The sequence below is a fragment of the Adhaeribacter radiodurans genome (assembly GCF_014075995.1).
Lineage (GTDB): Bacteria > Bacteroidota > Bacteroidia > Cytophagales > Hymenobacteraceae > Adhaeribacter > Adhaeribacter radiodurans.
In genome coordinates this window covers 990,605-1,008,695 of the sequence record NZ_CP055153.1, presented here as the reverse complement: position 1 = coordinate 1,008,695, position 18,091 = coordinate 990,605, and the positions used below count along the sequence as shown (strand labels likewise).

Genomic DNA, 18,091 nt, shown 5'->3' with positions numbered 1-18,091 from the left:
ATAAAGGCTATAAACAACAATAACCTATAAACAGCCAAAAAGAGAAACTCCCAGAATTTAGTTTTAGAGTTCTTTCGTAAGTTCTGATATACGAGCCTTAAGTTCGTCTAACTTAGAGGTATTCTTTTTAGTCCGCTCGATTTCGTCTAATACTTCTAAAAGCTTTTGCATTTCACCTAAATGCTTCATCCGATTTTTATGCATTAATTCCGCATCCAAGCTTGAAAGAGAAATATTTTCTTCTTTAAATATATTACCTTCCCCGTATATAACCCAATGCGAATTTAAATTTGGCAATTTATTTAGTACAGCTAATAAATCATCCATGCAGTAGTTTTTACCGGATATTATATTAGATATTAACATGGCAGAAGTACCAGTACGTTCGCCCATAGCAAATATATCTAAACCTTTAATCCTCATGTAAAAACTTAATCTTGTTCCAATCTGATCTAAATTAACCGCCATACCTGTATTAAATGAATAATTTAAACTTTTACTCTATCTTTTTCTACAAATTTTAGAATTAACTAGTTCCGGGATCTGATAATGTAAAGAATATTACTTTATTTTAATTTTCATGCACGGATAAAAAGTAGTTATAATACTTTTTCAACTAAAATATTAATTTTTATACAACTCGTAAAAAAACCAGCTTATTAAAGCTGGTTTTTACTTAAGTTAAGTTTAAACTTTAATTTAAAGAATAAATATAAGCGCCAAAATCAGGTATTATCATATATGGGTAACTGCGAGGTTCAGGAGTACGAATGAGTTTATTATGTACTACCACCCCTTTAAACCGTTCTTTATACCTATAATTATACGTTAACTCAATTGGCAATATAATAATAGTATTTTTCATAAGCTTTCCGTTCTTTTATATCCCACTAAATAACTTATTGTGGGTACTATATTGGTCAACACTTTTAGCAATCAATACGGTAAAGTTAATAAGTCTAATTTGTTACCCCCTTATTCTTTAACTTAATACTACTTATTTTAGTAGTGTATACGATATATTATAGATATATATCTTCATAAAATAGATTTAAAATTGAACATTTTCAATAAAATTTAATTAAACATAATTTAAAATAACATACTAGTAGGCTATATTTCCTAAAACTAGCTTACGGAACAATAAAATAAGTTTATATTAAATTTAAAGAGTAGAATAAGCAAAGAAGGCTATTAACGTCTGATTATAGCTCCTAAATTTTTGGAGGCTCTATTTTATAAAGTTTTCGTTGCAAATTTAAACTTCTAGGGTTTGTAATTTTCACAAGCCTGGCAGTTAAGCATTAAATGTTTTTAAATAACATTTTGTAGCATTCTTAAAACATACTTAATTAACGAATGTTCGAGAAAGTATATGTTTATGGAACATGTACTCTTTTACTTTATCTCATTCTAAGTTTCCAATTAGCTATTTATAGCTTCGATATACTTATTATTTATTTCTAATTTACCTTAGAACTACAACTATAATTAAATCAGTACCAATCCATTCCATTTATATCTAACTTAATATTACTTTCGTATTAACCTTAACATATCCTATTGTATTAAAAAACGATAATAAATAAAATATTTAATATTGGCTTAAAATTTGTTCCAAGTGGTGATTTAAAATTTGAAACTAGTTGAAGTATTCGGTACAAACACTTACTAAACCTAGTTACATTATTGCAATATTATATATTAAAATTTAAATGTTTGGCTTATTATTTGTTATACCCGTTAACTGTAATTAAAAATTAAACGGCAATACTCAATAAGGACTAATAATTAACGCCTTTGTTTATACTTGTTAATTTAGCTTTATTAACCAACAAGAGCGTATACATATATAAAATAATATTTATTAAAATTTAAAAGGTTCCCTGGAAAGTAAATGAAGAATAAAATACCTAAACTCAATTTGATTGTTTATAATTTTTTAACCTATAAATAGCTTTTTTTACACTTTTTATATAAAAAATCTATTTACTTTGTAATTATATTTCGTGTGATGCTAAAATTTTATAAATATTCAATTTCTAAAATGAACAAGTCATTTTATCTAATCATTTTTGTTTTTTTATTTTCTTGTGGTCCTAGCCGGAACCTGGTATACTTTAGCGATTTGCAAGAAAATACCGACCAGAGTACAAAAATACTTAATTCCGTAGATCCTAAAATTCAGCCTGACGATCTTTTAGGCATTAGTGTGAGTACGTTAAACCCTGAATCAAATGCATTATTTAACAGCGGTATCTTACTCCCCCCTACTGTTAACAACTCTAATAATACGAATACCAACTTAGTAAAAGAAGGATTTTTAGTTGATAAAAATGGCTTTATCAGTTACCCGGTTTTGGGTCAGATTAAATTAGGGGGATTGTCTAAGGAAGAAGCCACTAAAAAAATGATAGCTGAACTTAAAAGATACATTAAAGGGGAACCAATTGTTAATATCCGTTATTTAAACTTTAAAGTGACTGTTATTGGTGAAGTAAACAGACCGTCTACTATTAGTGTACCAACCGAAAAAATTAATGTATTAGAAGCTTTAGGTATGGCTGGCGATATGACAGTTTACGGAAAAAGAGAAAATGTATTAATCATCCGGGAGAAAGAAGGTAAACGAAATATTACTCGTGTTAATTTAAACACCAAAGAGACTCTTAATTCACCTTATTTTTACTTACAACAAAACGATGTTGTGTATGTAGAACCTGTTGTGGGTAAATACAGAGCAACTCAAGCTAATACGAACAGAAACCTTTCAACCATATTAGTTGGAGCTACCTCCCTACTCACACTTATTATTACGAGATTTTTTTAATTATTGATATATGGCTAATAGAGAAGTCCTTCCATTTGAAACAGAGCAAGTTAGCTTAAAGAGCGTACTAAATAAATATTCAAAGTACTGGCCCCTTTTTTTGGCATCCGTTGTACTCTGCTTAGGTTTAGCTTATTTTTACTTACTGTATGCTACGCCCGAGTATACAATAGTAAGTACTATTCAAATAAAAGACGATAAAAAAGATCCGAATGGTTCTAAAGGAGAAGCTTTTAACGATTTAGATATTTTTCAATCGACTAGAAGCGTTCACAACGAAATTCAGGTATTTAAAGCAAAAAGCCTGATGGTTAGAGTGCTTAAGGAGCTTTCTATGAATACTACTTATTTTATAGATGGCCCAATTAAAGAAAAAGAGGTATACGTTAATTATTTGCCAATTAAAGTTGCTGTAAATCAGTTCAACCCTTTAGCATATGACAACAACTTAATTACCATTCGCTTAGAAGACAAGAATACTTTTACCTTAAAAGATGCTCAAGGTGTTAAAGCCTATAAAATAGGTCAGCAAATTACTAAGCCATACGCTACTTTTACCGTTTTGGCTAATTCCCTTAGCGCAGCCAGTGAAATTAAAGATATCAAAATTAAATTTAACAATTTAGATAAACTTGCTACCGCTTATAATACCAAACTTGAGGTAGCTCCTGTTACAAAAGAGACTAATGTTCTTTCTATAACTTTAACGGATGCAGTACCCGAAAAAGGAAGAGATATTGTAAATAAACTGATTGAAGTTTACAATAAAGAGGCTATAGAAGATAAGAATATTATTGCTACTAATACAGTTCAATTTATTGATGCACGTTTAAAAGACTTAACCGCTGAACTATCTAATGTTGAAAAACAAGTAGAAAGCTACAAAAAACAAAAAGTAGTTACAGATGTAGTAACCGAAGCTCAATTATCAATAAACAATGCCAGCGATTATAATCGCGAATTAACAGACTGGGGTATTCAGATAGATGTTCTTAATTCACTGGAGAATTATCTTAAGAGCCAAAAAGGAAGATATGAATTGGCTCCTAGTAATTTAAATATCAAAGATCCTACTCTACTGGATTTAATCTCAAGATTTAATTCTTTGCAATTGGAGCGGCAACGTATGTTGCGCACAACTCAACCCGACAATCCTTTGGTTTTAAACATAAACGAGCAGTTAAGTAATTTACAGGCTAATATGTTAGAAAACCTTAAGAACATTAAGAGTGGTTTAGTTATTACCCGGAATAAGCTGCGTTCCAATTTAGCTCAAAATGCTTCCAGAATAAAGCAGGTACCTTCTATGGAACGTGATTTACTGGAAATTAACAGACAACAAGGCATTAAACAAGCGCTTTATCAATATCTGTTACAGAAACGTGAAGAAGCGGCTCTTTCTTTAGCTGCCACGGTTTCCATCTCGCGTATTATAGATCCACCTTTTGCTGGTGATGCCCCAACTAAACCTAAAAAGCCTCTGATTTTGTTATTAGCCTTTATAGTTGGCATGGGCCTTCCTTTCGCCTTCGTTGTAATAAAAGATAGCTTTAATGATAGAGTTCAGGAGTTTAAGGATGTGGAACTTGTTACAACTGCTCCTTTACTCGGTGAAATATCGCATAATGATACCAGAGAGACCTTAGTAGTAACAGATAAGAGCAGAAGTTTGGTTGCCGAATTGTTTCGGCATAACCGGGCGAACTTGCAGTTGGCTACTCTAGGCCAGGATAACAAAGTTATTCTTGTTACTTCGAGCATGTCCGGTGAAGGCAAAACCTTCTTTAGTTTAAACTTAGCTTCGAGCTTAGCTTTAGCGGGTAAAAAAGTAGCTGTTGTAGATTTTGATTTAAGAAAGTCCGGATTAACAGAAAGCTTAGGTATTCCAAATGAAAAAGGGATTAGCAATTACCTGAACTCAGAGATATCCGCTATAGATGATATTATAGTAGCTCTTCAAACAGTTACCGGGTTGTATGCGGTTGGTTCTGGCCCTATTCCTTACAATCCGGCAGAGTTAATGATGTTGCCTAAAGTAGGAGAATTAATAGAAGAATTAAAGGATAGGTTTGATCATATTGTATTAGATACCTCACCGGTTGGACAAGTAGCAGATGCTTTATCACTTTCGCCTTACATTGATTCTACCATCTATTTAATGCGCTATAATTATACTCTAAAAGACCAGGTAAACATAATTGAAGACATTTATAAGAACAATAAGTTAAAAAATCTTATGATGGTCTTAAACGACGCTAAAAAACAAAAAGGTTATGGCGGTTATGGCTACGGCTATACTGACGAAAAAAATGAATCCTGGAAAATTAAACCAAGAAACAGAGCCAAAGCTTAATATTTAAACTTGGTTTAGAGTATAAAATAAATTTAAACAGTATCATTTTAACCTTTTTTATACCTACTGATAAGTAGTTTAGATATTTATCAGTAGGTATAATTAAATGAGTTAATTCATAACCATCTCGTAAAATGGATTCTCAAAATCTGAAAGGGAAAGTAGTAACGGGTGTATTTTGGAATGTTGTTCAACTTCTTATAAATAGATCATTCGATTTTGCCATCAAGCTTATTTTAGCAAGGCTTCTATTCCCAAACCAATTTGGGATTGTTGGCATGGCAACTGTGTTTACCAGCTTCGTGCAGGTATTTAATGATTTAGGAATTGGCGCAGCCCTCGTACAACGAAAAGAAGAACAATTAAAAGAAGTACATTATCATACTTCCTTTTGGACGGGAGTAATATGGTCAGTAGCTATTTATTTAATAATATTTTTTATTGTAGCTCCCTTAGCGGCTGTTTTTTACAAAGAGCCTATTTTAAGCAGCATTATTCCGGTTTTAAGTTTAGGAGTATTATCCAGTCCTATAAATCTAGTTCATAATGCTCAATTAACGAAACAAATGAATTTTAAGAAGCTTGCTTTCATTAGTAATGTTTCTACTATTTTTTCAGGAGTTTTGGCTTTAATTTTAGCTTACATGGGCTTTGGAGTATGGGCTTTGGTATTTAATTCGGTTGCAACCTTTATTGTTGCTATGCCTTTATACTTTAGAGCAACCGGCTGGTATCCTAAATTCATGTGGGACAAACAAGCATTCCACGATATATTTGGCTTTGGAGTTTATACTACCGGAACAAATCTATTCAACAACCTGATTCAGAAAATTGATTATTTGTTGATTGGTAAGTTATTGACTGCCTCTGCTTTGGGTACGTATACGCTGGCGTTTGTACTTACTGATACTTTTAGAAGTCAGTTAATGAACATTATGAATAAAGTGATGTATCCCGTTTACGGCAAGAAGCAGGATGATCCTCTATCCCTTAAGCGCTATTATCTAAATGTTGTAAAATATAACAGTATTGTTATTTATCCCATAATGGTTTGTTTAGTTGTTCTTGGTGAGCCTTTCATCATCAACTTTTTCGGGACAAAATGGCATGACACTATTTTACCTTTGCAAATATTAGCCTTATCTGTTATGGTACATATGATGGTTAACAGCCATGGTTCGTTAATTCGCGGATTAGGTAAGCCAAAATTAGAAATGAATCTGCAGCTTTTTAAAGCTTTATTCCTCTATGTACCCTTAATTTCATTAGGTATATACAAGTACGGTATAATTGGAGCAGCCTATGCCTACCTGGTAAATAAAGCCTTAGAGGTAATAATAGCTCAATATTTTCTAAAAAAACTGTTAAATATATCTTTTGGAGAGTTATTATCTAATTTAAAAGGACCTTTAATAGCTAGTGTAGTTGCTTATCTTGTAGGTTATTTCCTTTACAATGCTAAATTACATTTTGTGTTATGCGGTATTGGTTTAATGATTAGCTACGCAGGAGTAATTTGGCTATTTATGAAATCTGAATTGAATTTACAGATTCAACAATTTAAGAATCGTAAAAAGAAGCAAATTGCAGTATAAACAAATTGTTAAATTTTAATAGCTCTAATTTAAAGAGCAATACTTACTTTTTAAGCTCAACTTAAAAAATAAGTATCATTTAACTTTTCGTTTTATCGCTATTGAACAGTTAAGAAGGTTTTATCGAAACATAAAACTGTTTGGATTGAGTACACAATTTATCACCTAAGTTCCATCTTACCTAAAGTTCATTTTATAATGCTTACTCTATTTGGCACTAAAAATGATAGGCTGTAATTAATAAAAATTTAAAGTTAATGTCTTCAATACCTTTTATTTCTATTATAATACCTACCTACCGTGATTGGCAGAGATTATCTTATTGTATTGATGCCTTAGACAAACAAACTTACCCAAAAAAATCTTTTGAGGTAATTATTGTGAATAATGATCCGAAAGATCAGGTTCCGGAAAATTATTATTTACCGGAAAATATTACAGTAGTCCCAGAAAGTATTTCTGGCTCTTACGCTGCTCGTAATAAGGGAATTAGCTTAGCTAAAGGTGAAATATTTGGGTTTACTGATTCAGATTGCATACCTCATTATGATTGGTTAAAAAATGCTGTCCAATTTTTTGAGGAAAACCTGGAATATGATAGGATTGGTGGGAAAGTTGAATTGTTTTTTTCTGGAAATCAATATACGGTAGCAGAAGCTTACGAAATAGTGTATGCTTTTCGGCAAGATGAAAATGTAAAAAATGGAAGGTCGGTTACGGCTAACATGTTTACTAAAAAGGCAGTTTTAGATAAAATAGGTCCTTTTAATCAAAGTATGTATTCTGGAGGTGATTTTGAATGGGGTAAAAGAGCAACATTAAATAACTTTCAGATAGGTTATGGTTCTAATGTAATTGTAAAGCACCCAGCAAGAAAAGAATTAGAACAAATAATAAAAAAAGCTCGTCGGGTTGTATCTGGTAAAAAAGAAATTGTGGAGTCAGAAACAAGTGTTCTGCAGAAATACATAAATTTTGCTTATGAGATTCGGCCACCATTTAACGAGTTCAAACATATTTTTTCCCGGGGCAAGCAGCTTAACTTCCGGCTGAAATTATTGGTATTTTTTACCAGATATAACATTAGGGTTACCCGGGCCTACGAAGAACTACGTTTAGTGCATGGTGCTAAACCAGTTTACGACGCTTAATACCTTTTAATTTTAGTTGCCTAACATACCCAGAATATTTAGTATATATAAAGTATTGGTTTTTAATTAACCTAAAAGATGTAAGAGGTAAATTACTAATGCACTCTACTTTTAACATCTTCCTATAAATCATATGAATGCCGATCTGTTCTTTTCCATTATTGTTCCTGTACATAACAAATTACCCCACCTAGAAAGATCTGTAAATTCTGTACTTCATCAAAGCTATCGTAATTTCGAGCTTATTTTAGTGGATGATGCTTCAACAGATGGTTCTTCTGAAAAACTTGCAGAATTTAATGATGAAAGAGTAAGGAGATTCCGGCGCGATACCCCAGGACCGGGTGGCTACGCAGCCCGAAATGTGGGTATTGACAATGCAAAATATAACTGGATTTGTTTCTTGGATGCAGATGATGAATGGGAATTAGATTTATTAGCATCCATTGCAGAAGTTATTAAGAAAGACAGCAATCTGGACATTGTAAGTTGGGGTTGGTTCTGGACAAAAGGAGAAGAAAAGAAATTAGATGCTTATTCTAAAGCAAATAAACATCTTTCCACTAAAGAATTTACTTTAATTGACTTTCTGAAAGGTCCTCAGCCCATCTGGACGGGGGCAGTGTCCATTAAAACGGATGTATTGAAAAAAGCAGGTAAATTTCCTGAAAACGAATTTAAAAGAGGAGGAGACATGGATACCTGGACCAGGTGTTTATGGAATAGTAAGAAATGCCTTTGGCTAAACAAAGCAATGTCTTACTACCATATTGATTCAGTTAATATGGTTACTAAAAATATAGAGCGGGAAACCAAGTTTATTTTTTCACCCTTTTTACAACACCTTCTTGGAACTGTTTCAGATAAAAATCTAAAGGACGCGATAAAATTTTATCAGAATAGGTACATCTATATAATCTTAAACGGAAACGTTTATCAAGGTAAAGGAATCAATTATAGTTTATTAAACAAAATGAATTGGAATAAACAAGGTCTTTGGCTTTACTTAAAACTTCACATAAATAATTTAAAGCTTTCTTTTAATAAATAAAGAAGGCTACTTATATAAATTAACTATTTATAGTAATTTACATTATACCTTATAATATAAAAATAAATGTACCAAATAAAGCGGGAGAGCGTAAAGTCAAGACTGGATTGGAGGTACATAATTACCTTGTTAGCTATAGCAAGCGTCTTTTTAGGTAGTACACTAGTAAAGTTAGACGTTTCTTTTTTCTCATTATATCCGTTACGGTTCTTTGGATTTGTTGGCTTCTTCGTTATTGTTTTATCACGTAAAAAGTGGGCTGATCCATTTTTAGAAGGATTTTACAAATTCAGCTTATTCTTTTTAATCCTAGGATTAGTAAGTATATTATGGGCGCCCAATACCGATTTAGCCATTAAAGAATTTGGTATTTTACAAACTGGCATCGCGTTATGTTGGTTAGTTACCAGATATATTGACACGGAAGAGAAAGTTGAAGTATTGATTAAAATATGGATTGTTGGTGCTATATTCATTAATTTAATTGGTTTATATGAAGTTACGCATCAGCAATATCTGATTAATACCGATATTGGTGAAAAAATTGAACGATTGGCTAATCGGGTAGGTTTTCTGGCACCTCGTTCTATCTTCATTAATCAAAATAACTATGCCTTCTTCAATTCTTTAACGGCATTGGTTTTATTTGGAAAATTGATGAAACGGTACCGGCCCTTAATTTGGTATGCCATCAATGCATTAAGCTTATTATTAAGCTTATATATACTAATTAGTTCCTACTCCAGGGCTGCTATTTCAAGCTTTTCTATAGGTGTTATCTTTTTTGTAATTTTCTCTTTCCTCACTCCTAATACCTACAAAAGCAATATATTAAAATTAGGGTTACTTCTTATAGTAACTTTTATCGGAGTTATTGTTGTCAATGATTCTTTACTTGATGCGATGATAAATAAATTATACCTGGTTGTAGAGAAAAATGAAGTTACTACAGACGATGCCCGGATAAATATTTATACAAAATCAATAAACTATGCCCTTGACAATATGGGATTTGGTATGGGCCCAGGTTCTTCCCTTTATCCCTTAGAAGGAATTCCGCCTCATAATTTCTTTCTACAAATTCTGGTGGAATACGGAGTAGTTATTCTTTTAGGAATACTTTTTATACTATTTAAATCTTTTAACAGGATTGGTAGGTATCAAAATGTAATAGCTAATGCATTGCCAGCCATTCTCCGCTCTTCTATCCTGGTTTTTCCTCTTATGGCGGTAGGCCCTAGCTCTATTATGGGAGAAGGAATTTTTTGGCTATGGCTTGGTTTTATAGTAGTATATGGATCAATCTCCTATCGTAAAACCCAAAACATAATTAAAGAAGCTACTCAAAAACACGAAGTTTTACCTAGTAATCTAAATTCATCTGTGCTTCAGCCAAAATAATTTCTTGAAGTAAAATCTTAATTTATTTTATCATATTTAAAAGAAAGTGGAAGAACTAAAAAAAATATGTTTCTTTCCAGGAACGCTTGCATTAGGCGGGATAGGAAAAGTATTTATAAACTTAATTCAACAATACGCCAGTGAAGGGGTAGAAGTACATGTGTTTCTCACCAAAAAAGAAGGCGAGTTCTTAAGTCAGTTACCTGCCAATGTGCGCGTGTTTGAAGGCAGCGGCCGGGCATTAACCAGTATTTTCAGCTTTATTAAATATTTACGCCGTGAAAAACCTCAAGCGGTTCTTTCAGCTCGGGAGTTTTTGAACATAATTAATATTTTCTGCTGCTTATTCACCTTCAACAAAACTAAACCCGTTGTTTCTTTGCACACGAACCAAACGGCTGAAAATAACGCAGATCCAAACAAGCCAAGTTTATACAAGAACCCTTACTTCCTTACTTTAGCTAAAGTAATGTATAAGGTTCCCGATAAGATTGTTGCCGTATCCGGTGGAGTAGCGGATGATTTCTCTAACCGCATGGGAGTTAACCGCGACAAAATGAAGGTAATTTATAATCCCGTTTATGATCCTTCTGAAAAAGAAGAAGAAATATCTAATTCTAAATTCAAACAATTTACAGCTAACGGCAAAAAATACATTATTAGTGTTGGGCGTTTTACACACGCTAAAGATCATCCAACATTAATTAAAGCTCTTAGTTTAGTTAGAGAGAAAATGGATATCTCTTTAATTTTATTAGGAGAAGGCGAATTGCGGGAAGAAATTGAAGATTTATTTACGCAATTATCCCTGCAAGAGCATGTTTTATTACTTGGCTTTGTTGATAATCCATCCTACTATATAAAGCGGGCAGCAGCGCTTGTCGTTTCTTCCCGATTTGAGGGCTTTGGTAACGTAATAGTGGAAGGATTAGGAGTAGGTACCCCAGTAGTTTCTACGGATTGTCCTAGCGGGCCGCGCGAGATATTAGCTAATGGCAAATATGGAATACTAGTCCCTGTTGAAAATCCGGCCGCTCTTGCTCAGGGTATTATTGATACACTTAATACAACATATGATCCGGAAATTTTGATTAACCGGGCAAAAGATTTTTCCATTTCACGCATAGCCAATGAGTACTCATCTTACATAATGAGCTAAAAGTACACTTTTATTGGCCTTTATGCTCCTGTTTTAGTAAAATAGTACAAAAAAAAGGCATTTACCGGCTTTCATCGTAAATGTCTTTTTTTGTACTTTTGCATCAGTAATGTAATAGTAAATAGTTAAGCATGAAGACATCTACTCAATCCACCTTATTTCTTTTTTTATTTCTTTTGATTTTTGCATTCAATGGATTAGCTCAGGTAAGACCCAATACGTTCCTGATGAATCCGGACCTTTTAATGCAAAATAAATTTAAGCTAAATGCTGGCAATGAACAGTGTTTATCTGCGCTAAAATTATTAATATCTAACTCTAGCGTAGCTTTAAACAGAGCGCCCTACACTATAGTAAATAAAACTATAACTCCGCCAAGTGGGGATATGCATGATTACTTAAGCTTGGCTACGTATTGGTGGCCAAACCCAAATACATCTGATGGCTTGCCTTATATCAAAAAAGACGGGCAGATGAATCCGGAGGTGAACGAAGTAAAAGACATGATTTATGTCCGGGAATTAAGCAAGGATATTCGTTTACTTGGGCTTTCCTATTATTTTACAAATGATGAAAAATACGCGAAAAAAGCTGCTGAACTTCTTAAAGTTTTTTTCCTGAATAGTGCTACCAAAATGAACCCTAATCTTAAATATACTCAGATTGTTAGAGGAGTAGATAATGAGAATGGGGTAGGCACTATAGATACCGAACGATTTGTTGACCTGATAGATGGAGTACAGTTGTTAGTTGGATCTCCTTCCTGGACAGCAGAAAATCATGAAGCTTTAAAGGGTTGGTTCAATCAATATCTTAACTGGATGTTAACTAGCGTAGTAGGATTAGAAGGAGCCGCACAACCTAATAATATTGGTACATTTCATAATTTACAGGTTGTATCCTATGCCTTATTTGTCGGCAATAAAACTCTTGCTAAATCTTTAATAGAAAAGCAGGCTTACAGCAGAATAGAAAGCCAATTTACAGTTGAGGGTAAACAAGAATTAGAATTATCTAGAACTAACTCCTGGACTTACAGCACTAAAAATTTAGAAGCATGGTTTAAGTTGGCAAGTTGTGCGGAAAGTGCTGGTATAAATTTATGGGATTACACTACCCCAAGCGGCAAAAGTTTAAAAAAGGCATTCCAATGGATGTTACCGTTCGCTTCTGGTAGCAAAGCATGGCCTTATCAACAAATTTCAACTTTAAGCTTAGACCAATTTGTTCCAATTGGCAGAACTGGATCAGCTGTGTACAAAGATGTTAACATACAGCCTGTTCTTTCTCCTACCCATGCAAAATTTGTTTCTGGTTCAATAATGGATTTATTAGTTTCACGTTATTATTAATAGCATTCCAAAGTTATTGCTTGGGTATTAAATTATTAATATTTATAAAACAAAAAACTCTAATCAGACAAGATTAGAGTTTTTTGTTTTATAAATATTAACTTCTATAACCTTCTTTCCATTAGTGCACATTCTGGTAGATCCCAAACTATAGTAACTAGTTGTTTGGCTGATTAACCTGAAATAACAAAACACCTATTTTAGTAAATGCTAAAACAAATATTTTATCAGCAAAAGCTGTAGACCTATCCTTATTAATAAATTTAAAGGTTAAATAACATATTAGTTAATACTTGTTTATAATATTTGTTACTTTTGTGCAAAATTTTTAAATAAAATCTTATAAGTATAATAATTTATTTATTTGATGATACATTATCAGGTATGGTAGTTGCTATAACCTTACTTTATAAGTGCGAGATATTTTATGTTCTTACTTTAGGAAATTACAGTATAGAACATCATTACCAATAATTCAGTAAAATATAAACTTCTCATTTATAAAAAGTTGTTATATATTAAATTTTATATATTGTAGGATTTTATTACCTTTATGACGCAAAAGAAAGCTTTACATATTAATAGCTATTTTCTTTCTAATAAAATTCATTATAATCTTTATACTACTATTACAAAGTATAGAGAAGATAAATTATTTATTCCAGTATATGAAAGTTATCGTGAAAACGATATTCCTGGTTTAGATATTGATTACATATTTACCAACGTAGATAAAAAATTATTTTTTACTAAATACTTCAAAATATTTAAAGTAATAAATAAGAAAAAATTAACTAATGGATATGACTATATACATGCTCATACCCTTATAAGTGATGGAATAGCAGCTTACCTACTGAGTAAATTTACAAACAGGAAATTTGTTGTAACTGTTAGAAGCACGGATGTTGACTTCTTTATCAAGAAAAGTTCTTTTTTTAGGTTTATTGCCAGAAAAATACTCTCGCAAGTAAGTATGGTGTTCTTTGTTTCGCAATCACATAAAAACATTATTAAAACACTTTATCCAAAAATAGACACGAACGCATTCTTTTCTCTGCCTAATGGTTTAGATAATTTCTGGTTAAAAAATGTTTACGAAAAAACTCCGGCAGATCAAGATTTAAGTTCTGTTAAAATCCTTTTTGTTGGACAAATAATAAAACGTAAAAAGCTTGATCTACTAATTGACTTCTTAAAAAAGTACGATGATCGTAAATATGAACTTACAATTGTAGGTAAAAACTCTTTAGAATTAGATTTCGACCAGATTGCTCAATCTATTACTAATGGTAATACTATAAATTATGTAGGAGAGGTAAAAAATAAAGAGGAACTACTCAGGATTTACCGAGAAAACCATCTTTTTATTTTGCTTTCCTATGCTGAAACGTTCGGAGTTGTTTATGTAGAAGCTTTATCGCAAGGTCTGCCTATTATCTACACCCGAGGAGATGGCATAGATGGTTATTTTCCGGAAGGTGAAGTGGGGTATTCCTCCAGCCATGAGTCCTTGCCCGAGCTAAAAGAAAAAGTAGATTTAATTCTGGCACAATATTCAACTATCTGTAAAAATACTAAGAAGAATATTCAAAGGTTTGATTGGGAATTAATTGCAAAAGATTATATACAACAAACTAATAATTTAATATAGTAAATACCAGCAAAAATTTAAGCAGAGCTATTTACTTAATCTAGTCAGTTTAATGATAAAAAATTTTTATAATGAGGATCCTTTACATTCATCAGTACTTTATTACTCCTAACGAACCTGGTGGAACTCGCTCCTATTGGTTTGCTAAAGAATTAATTGCCAACGGTCATCAGGTAGTAATGCTTACGAGTAGAAATAAGCAACAGGAACTAGTTGAAAAAAAGTTGATCGACGGCATTGAAGTAATCTATGTTAAAAATCCATATAGCAATAATATGGGCATTATAAGTAGATTATGGTCTTTTTTCCGTTTTATGCTTCTCTCTACCTGGCTAGGATTAAGACAAAAAAACATTGATTTGGTTTATGCTACTTCCACTCCATTGTCTATTGGTATACCAGCCTTGGCTATTAAGCAATTTAAAGGAATTCCGTACATTTTTGAGGTACGTGATCTCTGGCCCGAAGTACCTATTCAAATGGGAGCCATAAAGAGCAGTTTTATTATAAAACTTTTAAACTGGTTCGAGAAAAAGATTTACACCTCTGCTAAGCATGTTGTAGCCTTATCGCCAGGAATGCGGGATGGCGTAATTAAAACCGGTATTACTCCTAACAAAGTTACCATGATCCCTAATATGGCTAAAAAGGATGAGTTTTTTGTAAGAGCTAAAAATTGGGAAGTAGCGCGTACTTTTAACTTAAATACTAATCATTTTAATGTTGTTCATTTTGGCGCGATGGGTATCGCCAACGGCCTGGAATACCTAGTAAAAGCAGCAGCAGTTTTAAAAGAACAGAGTATCCATAACATAGATTTTGTTTTTTTAGGTGAAGGTAAAACAGAAGCGGATCTTAAGAAGATATGTGAATCCCAACACTTGACAAATGTTAAGTTCTTGGGTAAACATCCCATGAAGATTGTTTCCGAGATAGTTAATATTTGTGATTGCTCCATGGTTTCCTTCTCAGACATTCCAATTTTATACACTAACTCACCCAACAAGTTATTTGATTCACTCTCTGCGGGCAAGCCATTAATTGTAAATTCAGCGGGATGGACAAAAGAAATGGTAGAAAAACATAATTGTGGTGTTTATGTAGATCCGCAAAAACCAGAAGATTTGGCTAACATGCTTATAAAAATGGCAGCTAATCCGGTATGGTTACAAGAAATGTCGGTAAATAGTCGTCGTTTAGCGGAAGAAGTTTACGATAAGACTATCCTTTGCAAAAAATTTGTTAATGTAATTGAAGCATACAATGTACAAAAACCTGCTGAAACGTTTTCTTGATTTTCTGGTTGCTATTAGCGCATTTATCGTTGCTCTGCCAATTTTTATTCTAGTAGCAATTTGTTTAGCCATAGCCAACCAAGGAAAAGTATTTTTCTTTCAGGCTCGTCCTGGTAAAAACGAAAAAGTCTTTCGGATTATAAAGTTTAAAACGATGAACGATTTGAAAGATGCCAATGGCAAATTACTACCAGACGAAGTTCGCTTAACAGCAGTGGGTAAGTTTGTCAGAAAAACTTCGTTAGATGAAGTTCCCCAATTACTTAATGTTATTAAAGGAGATATGAGTTTAATTGGTCCTCGCCCTTTATTAATTGAATACTTACCACTTTACAACGAAGTCCAAAAGCGAAGACATGAAGTTCGGCCGGGAATTACAGGTTGGGCTCAGGTAAATGGCCGCAATGCCATTAGCTGGGAACAAAAGTTTGAGTACGATGTATGGTACGTAGACCACATCAGTTTTTTGCTGGACATAAAAATTATACTACTAACGATAAAAAAAGTATTTAAATCAGAAGGTATTAGCCAGCAAGGGCATGCTACCATGCCTTTCTTTGAAGGAGTTAAACAGGTATGAACATCTTAATTACATCTGCAGGAAGAAGAGTTTCTTTAGTAAGAGCATTTCAGAAGGAATTAAAAGTCCTTTTTCCGGACAGTGAAGTCTTTACAGCCGATATGAATCCTAAGTTATCAGCAGCCTGTAATGTGGCTGATGGTTATTTTAAGATGAAAAGTGTGGCTGATCCATCTTACATCAAAGACCTGTTAGAATTATGTGTAGCTCAAAATATAAAGCTGGTAGTTCCAACCATTGATACGGAACTACAAGTTTTAGCTAACCACCAGGATATATTTACGAAACAAGGTATTCATTTGATAGTATCCTCGGCCGATTTTATAAGTAAATGCCGGGATAAACGTAAAATCAATCAATTCTTTGAGCAATCCGGAATTACTATACCTGCGGCTATAGACAAAAGTAACCCTACTTTTCCGCTGTTTATCAAACCGTACGATGGTAGTTTAAGCGCTGATATATTCCTTATCCGTCAACCTAATGAACTTACTCCTTATCATATGACTAACGAGAAGCTTCTGTTTATGGAATATATCGATAAAACAGAACACGACGAGTACACAGTAGATATGTACTACGGGAAAGATAATGAAGTAAAATGTATTGTTCCCCGGCGCCGCATGGAAATCCGCGGTGGAGAAATTAGTAAAGGCATAACATGTAAGAATGTAATTGTTTCGTATTTAAGAGAAAAGATAGGCCATATACCAGGTGCTATTGGTTGTCTTACAGTGCAGGTTTTTTTACATAAAAACACAGAAAAGATCTACGGAATAGAAATAAACCCAAGATTTGGTGGTGGTTATCCTCTAAGCTACCAGGCAGGAGCAAATTATCCAGGCTGGTTAATTCGAGAATATTTACTTAATGAAAACATCTCCTATACAGATAACTGGAGCAACAATTTACTTATGCTTCGTTACGACGATGAGGTTTTAGTTCATAATTATGAGATTTAACGAAAATACGTTTGTAGTCTTCGACTTGGACGATACGATTTATCAGGAGATTGATTTTTTACGGTCAGCCTATCGCCATATAGCCGGTTTGCTACAGCCATCTGTAAAGAAAGATCTCTTTGATGAAATGTGGTTTCGTTATACTAATAAAGAGAATGTTTTTGAGTGGCTTATGAAGGAGCATGCTTCTTTATTACCCAATATTACTATTTCATTTCTTTTAAATGAGTACCGATCACACCTACCTCAAATTACTTTATCGGAGGATGCATTAGAGTTTTTAGATTATTTAAAAGAAGCTAAAATTTTGTGCGGTCTTATTACAGACGGTCGAAGCATTACACAACGGAATAAGTTAAAAGCATTAGGTATAGAGACTTATTTTGCAGATATTATTATATCAGAAGAGTTTGGCTCCGAAAAACCGAATGAACGTAATTTCTTATTCTTTGAGCAAAAATATTCTGATAAAGAATTTTACTATATAGGTGATAATACCGCTAAAGATTTTATTGTGCCGGCAAAATTAGGATGGCATACGGTTTGCCTGGAGAATAATGGTCAAAACATCCATTCACAGGATTTTAGAAGAGAACCTATACCCACAGTAATAATCAGATCTTTTAAGGAATTAATGCCAATTGTGGTAAGTCAATCCTCTAGTTAACATAAACCTAGATTTTAATTAGAATTGTTTAAGATACAAAA

14 protein-coding genes are annotated in these 18,091 nt (G+C 32.9%); 13 read left to right on the top strand and 1 reads right to left on the bottom strand.

Annotated features, from left to right (window positions below):
• Positions 1–63: 63 nt before the first annotated feature.
• Entirely contained in the window at positions 64–468 is a 405-nt protein-coding gene (locus HUW48_RS04580) for a hypothetical protein (RefSeq protein WP_182414550.1), read from the bottom strand.
• 1,579 nt (positions 469–2,047) lie between these two features.
• Here HUW48_RS04580 and HUW48_RS04575 point away from each other — a divergent pair.
• The 13 genes from HUW48_RS04575 (at position 2,048) to HUW48_RS04515 (ending at position 18,050) form a co-directional block, all read left to right on the top strand.
• Entirely contained in the window at positions 2,048–2,830 is a 783-nt protein-coding gene (locus HUW48_RS04575) for a polysaccharide biosynthesis/export family protein (protein WP_182414549.1), read from the top strand.
• A gap of 10 nt (positions 2,831–2,840) precedes the next feature.
• Positions 2,841–5,183, top strand: coding sequence for a GumC family protein (locus HUW48_RS04570; protein WP_182414548.1), 2,343 nt, complete (start codon positions 2,841–2,843; stop codon positions 5,181–5,183).
• Positions 5,184–5,317: 134 nt separating this feature from the next.
• Positions 5,318–6,778 carry a lipopolysaccharide biosynthesis protein gene (locus HUW48_RS04565; RefSeq protein ID WP_182414547.1) on the top strand — a complete coding sequence of 487 codons (1,461 nt, stop codon included), beginning with the start codon at positions 5,318–5,320 and terminating at the stop codon, positions 6,776–6,778.
• Between the two features lie 257 nt (positions 6,779–7,035).
• Positions 7,036–7,929, top strand: a complete 894-nt coding sequence (locus HUW48_RS04560; RefSeq protein ID WP_182414546.1) for a glycosyltransferase — start codon at positions 7,036–7,038, stop codon at positions 7,927–7,929.
• A 133-nt stretch (positions 7,930–8,062) separates the two neighbouring features.
• Complete coding sequence (locus HUW48_RS04555; protein WP_182414545.1) at positions 8,063–8,980, top strand: glycosyltransferase family 2 protein; 918 nt, start codon at positions 8,063–8,065, stop codon at positions 8,978–8,980.
• Between the two features lie 66 nt (positions 8,981–9,046).
• Complete coding sequence (locus HUW48_RS04550; RefSeq protein ID WP_182414544.1) at positions 9,047–10,381, top strand: O-antigen ligase family protein; 1,335 nt, start codon at positions 9,047–9,049, stop codon at positions 10,379–10,381.
• Between the two features lie 46 nt (positions 10,382–10,427).
• Positions 10,428–11,540, top strand: coding sequence for a glycosyltransferase (locus tag HUW48_RS04545; RefSeq protein ID WP_182414543.1), 1,113 nt, complete (start codon positions 10,428–10,430; stop codon positions 11,538–11,540).
• A 131-nt stretch (positions 11,541–11,671) separates the two neighbouring features.
• Positions 11,672–12,892: an alginate lyase family protein gene (locus HUW48_RS04540; RefSeq protein WP_182414542.1), complete on the top strand. Its 1,221-nt coding sequence runs from the start codon at positions 11,672–11,674 to the stop codon at positions 12,890–12,892.
• A 553-nt stretch (positions 12,893–13,445) separates the two neighbouring features.
• Positions 13,446–14,546, top strand: coding sequence for a glycosyltransferase (locus HUW48_RS04535; RefSeq protein ID WP_182414541.1), 1,101 nt, complete (start codon positions 13,446–13,448; stop codon positions 14,544–14,546).
• Positions 14,547–14,617: 71 nt separating this feature from the next.
• On the top strand, positions 14,618–15,841 hold the full coding sequence (locus tag HUW48_RS04530) for a glycosyltransferase family 4 protein (RefSeq protein WP_182414540.1): 1,224 nt from the start codon (positions 14,618–14,620) through the stop codon (positions 15,839–15,841).
• The gene (locus HUW48_RS04525; RefSeq protein WP_182414539.1) at positions 15,810–16,421 is read left to right on the top strand and encodes a sugar transferase; all 612 of its coding nucleotides are present in this window, start codon (positions 15,810–15,812) and stop codon (positions 16,419–16,421) included. Before HUW48_RS04530 ends, HUW48_RS04525 begins: the two co-directional genes overlap by 32 nt.
• Positions 16,418–17,383, top strand: coding sequence for an ATP-grasp domain-containing protein (locus tag HUW48_RS04520; protein WP_182414538.1), 966 nt, complete (start codon positions 16,418–16,420; stop codon positions 17,381–17,383). Before HUW48_RS04525 ends, HUW48_RS04520 begins: the two co-directional genes overlap by 4 nt.
• Positions 17,373–18,050: an HAD family hydrolase gene (locus HUW48_RS04515; RefSeq protein ID WP_182414537.1), complete on the top strand. Its 678-nt coding sequence runs from the start codon at positions 17,373–17,375 to the stop codon at positions 18,048–18,050. Before HUW48_RS04520 ends, HUW48_RS04515 begins: the two co-directional genes overlap by 11 nt.
• Positions 18,051–18,091: the final 41 nt, after the last annotated feature.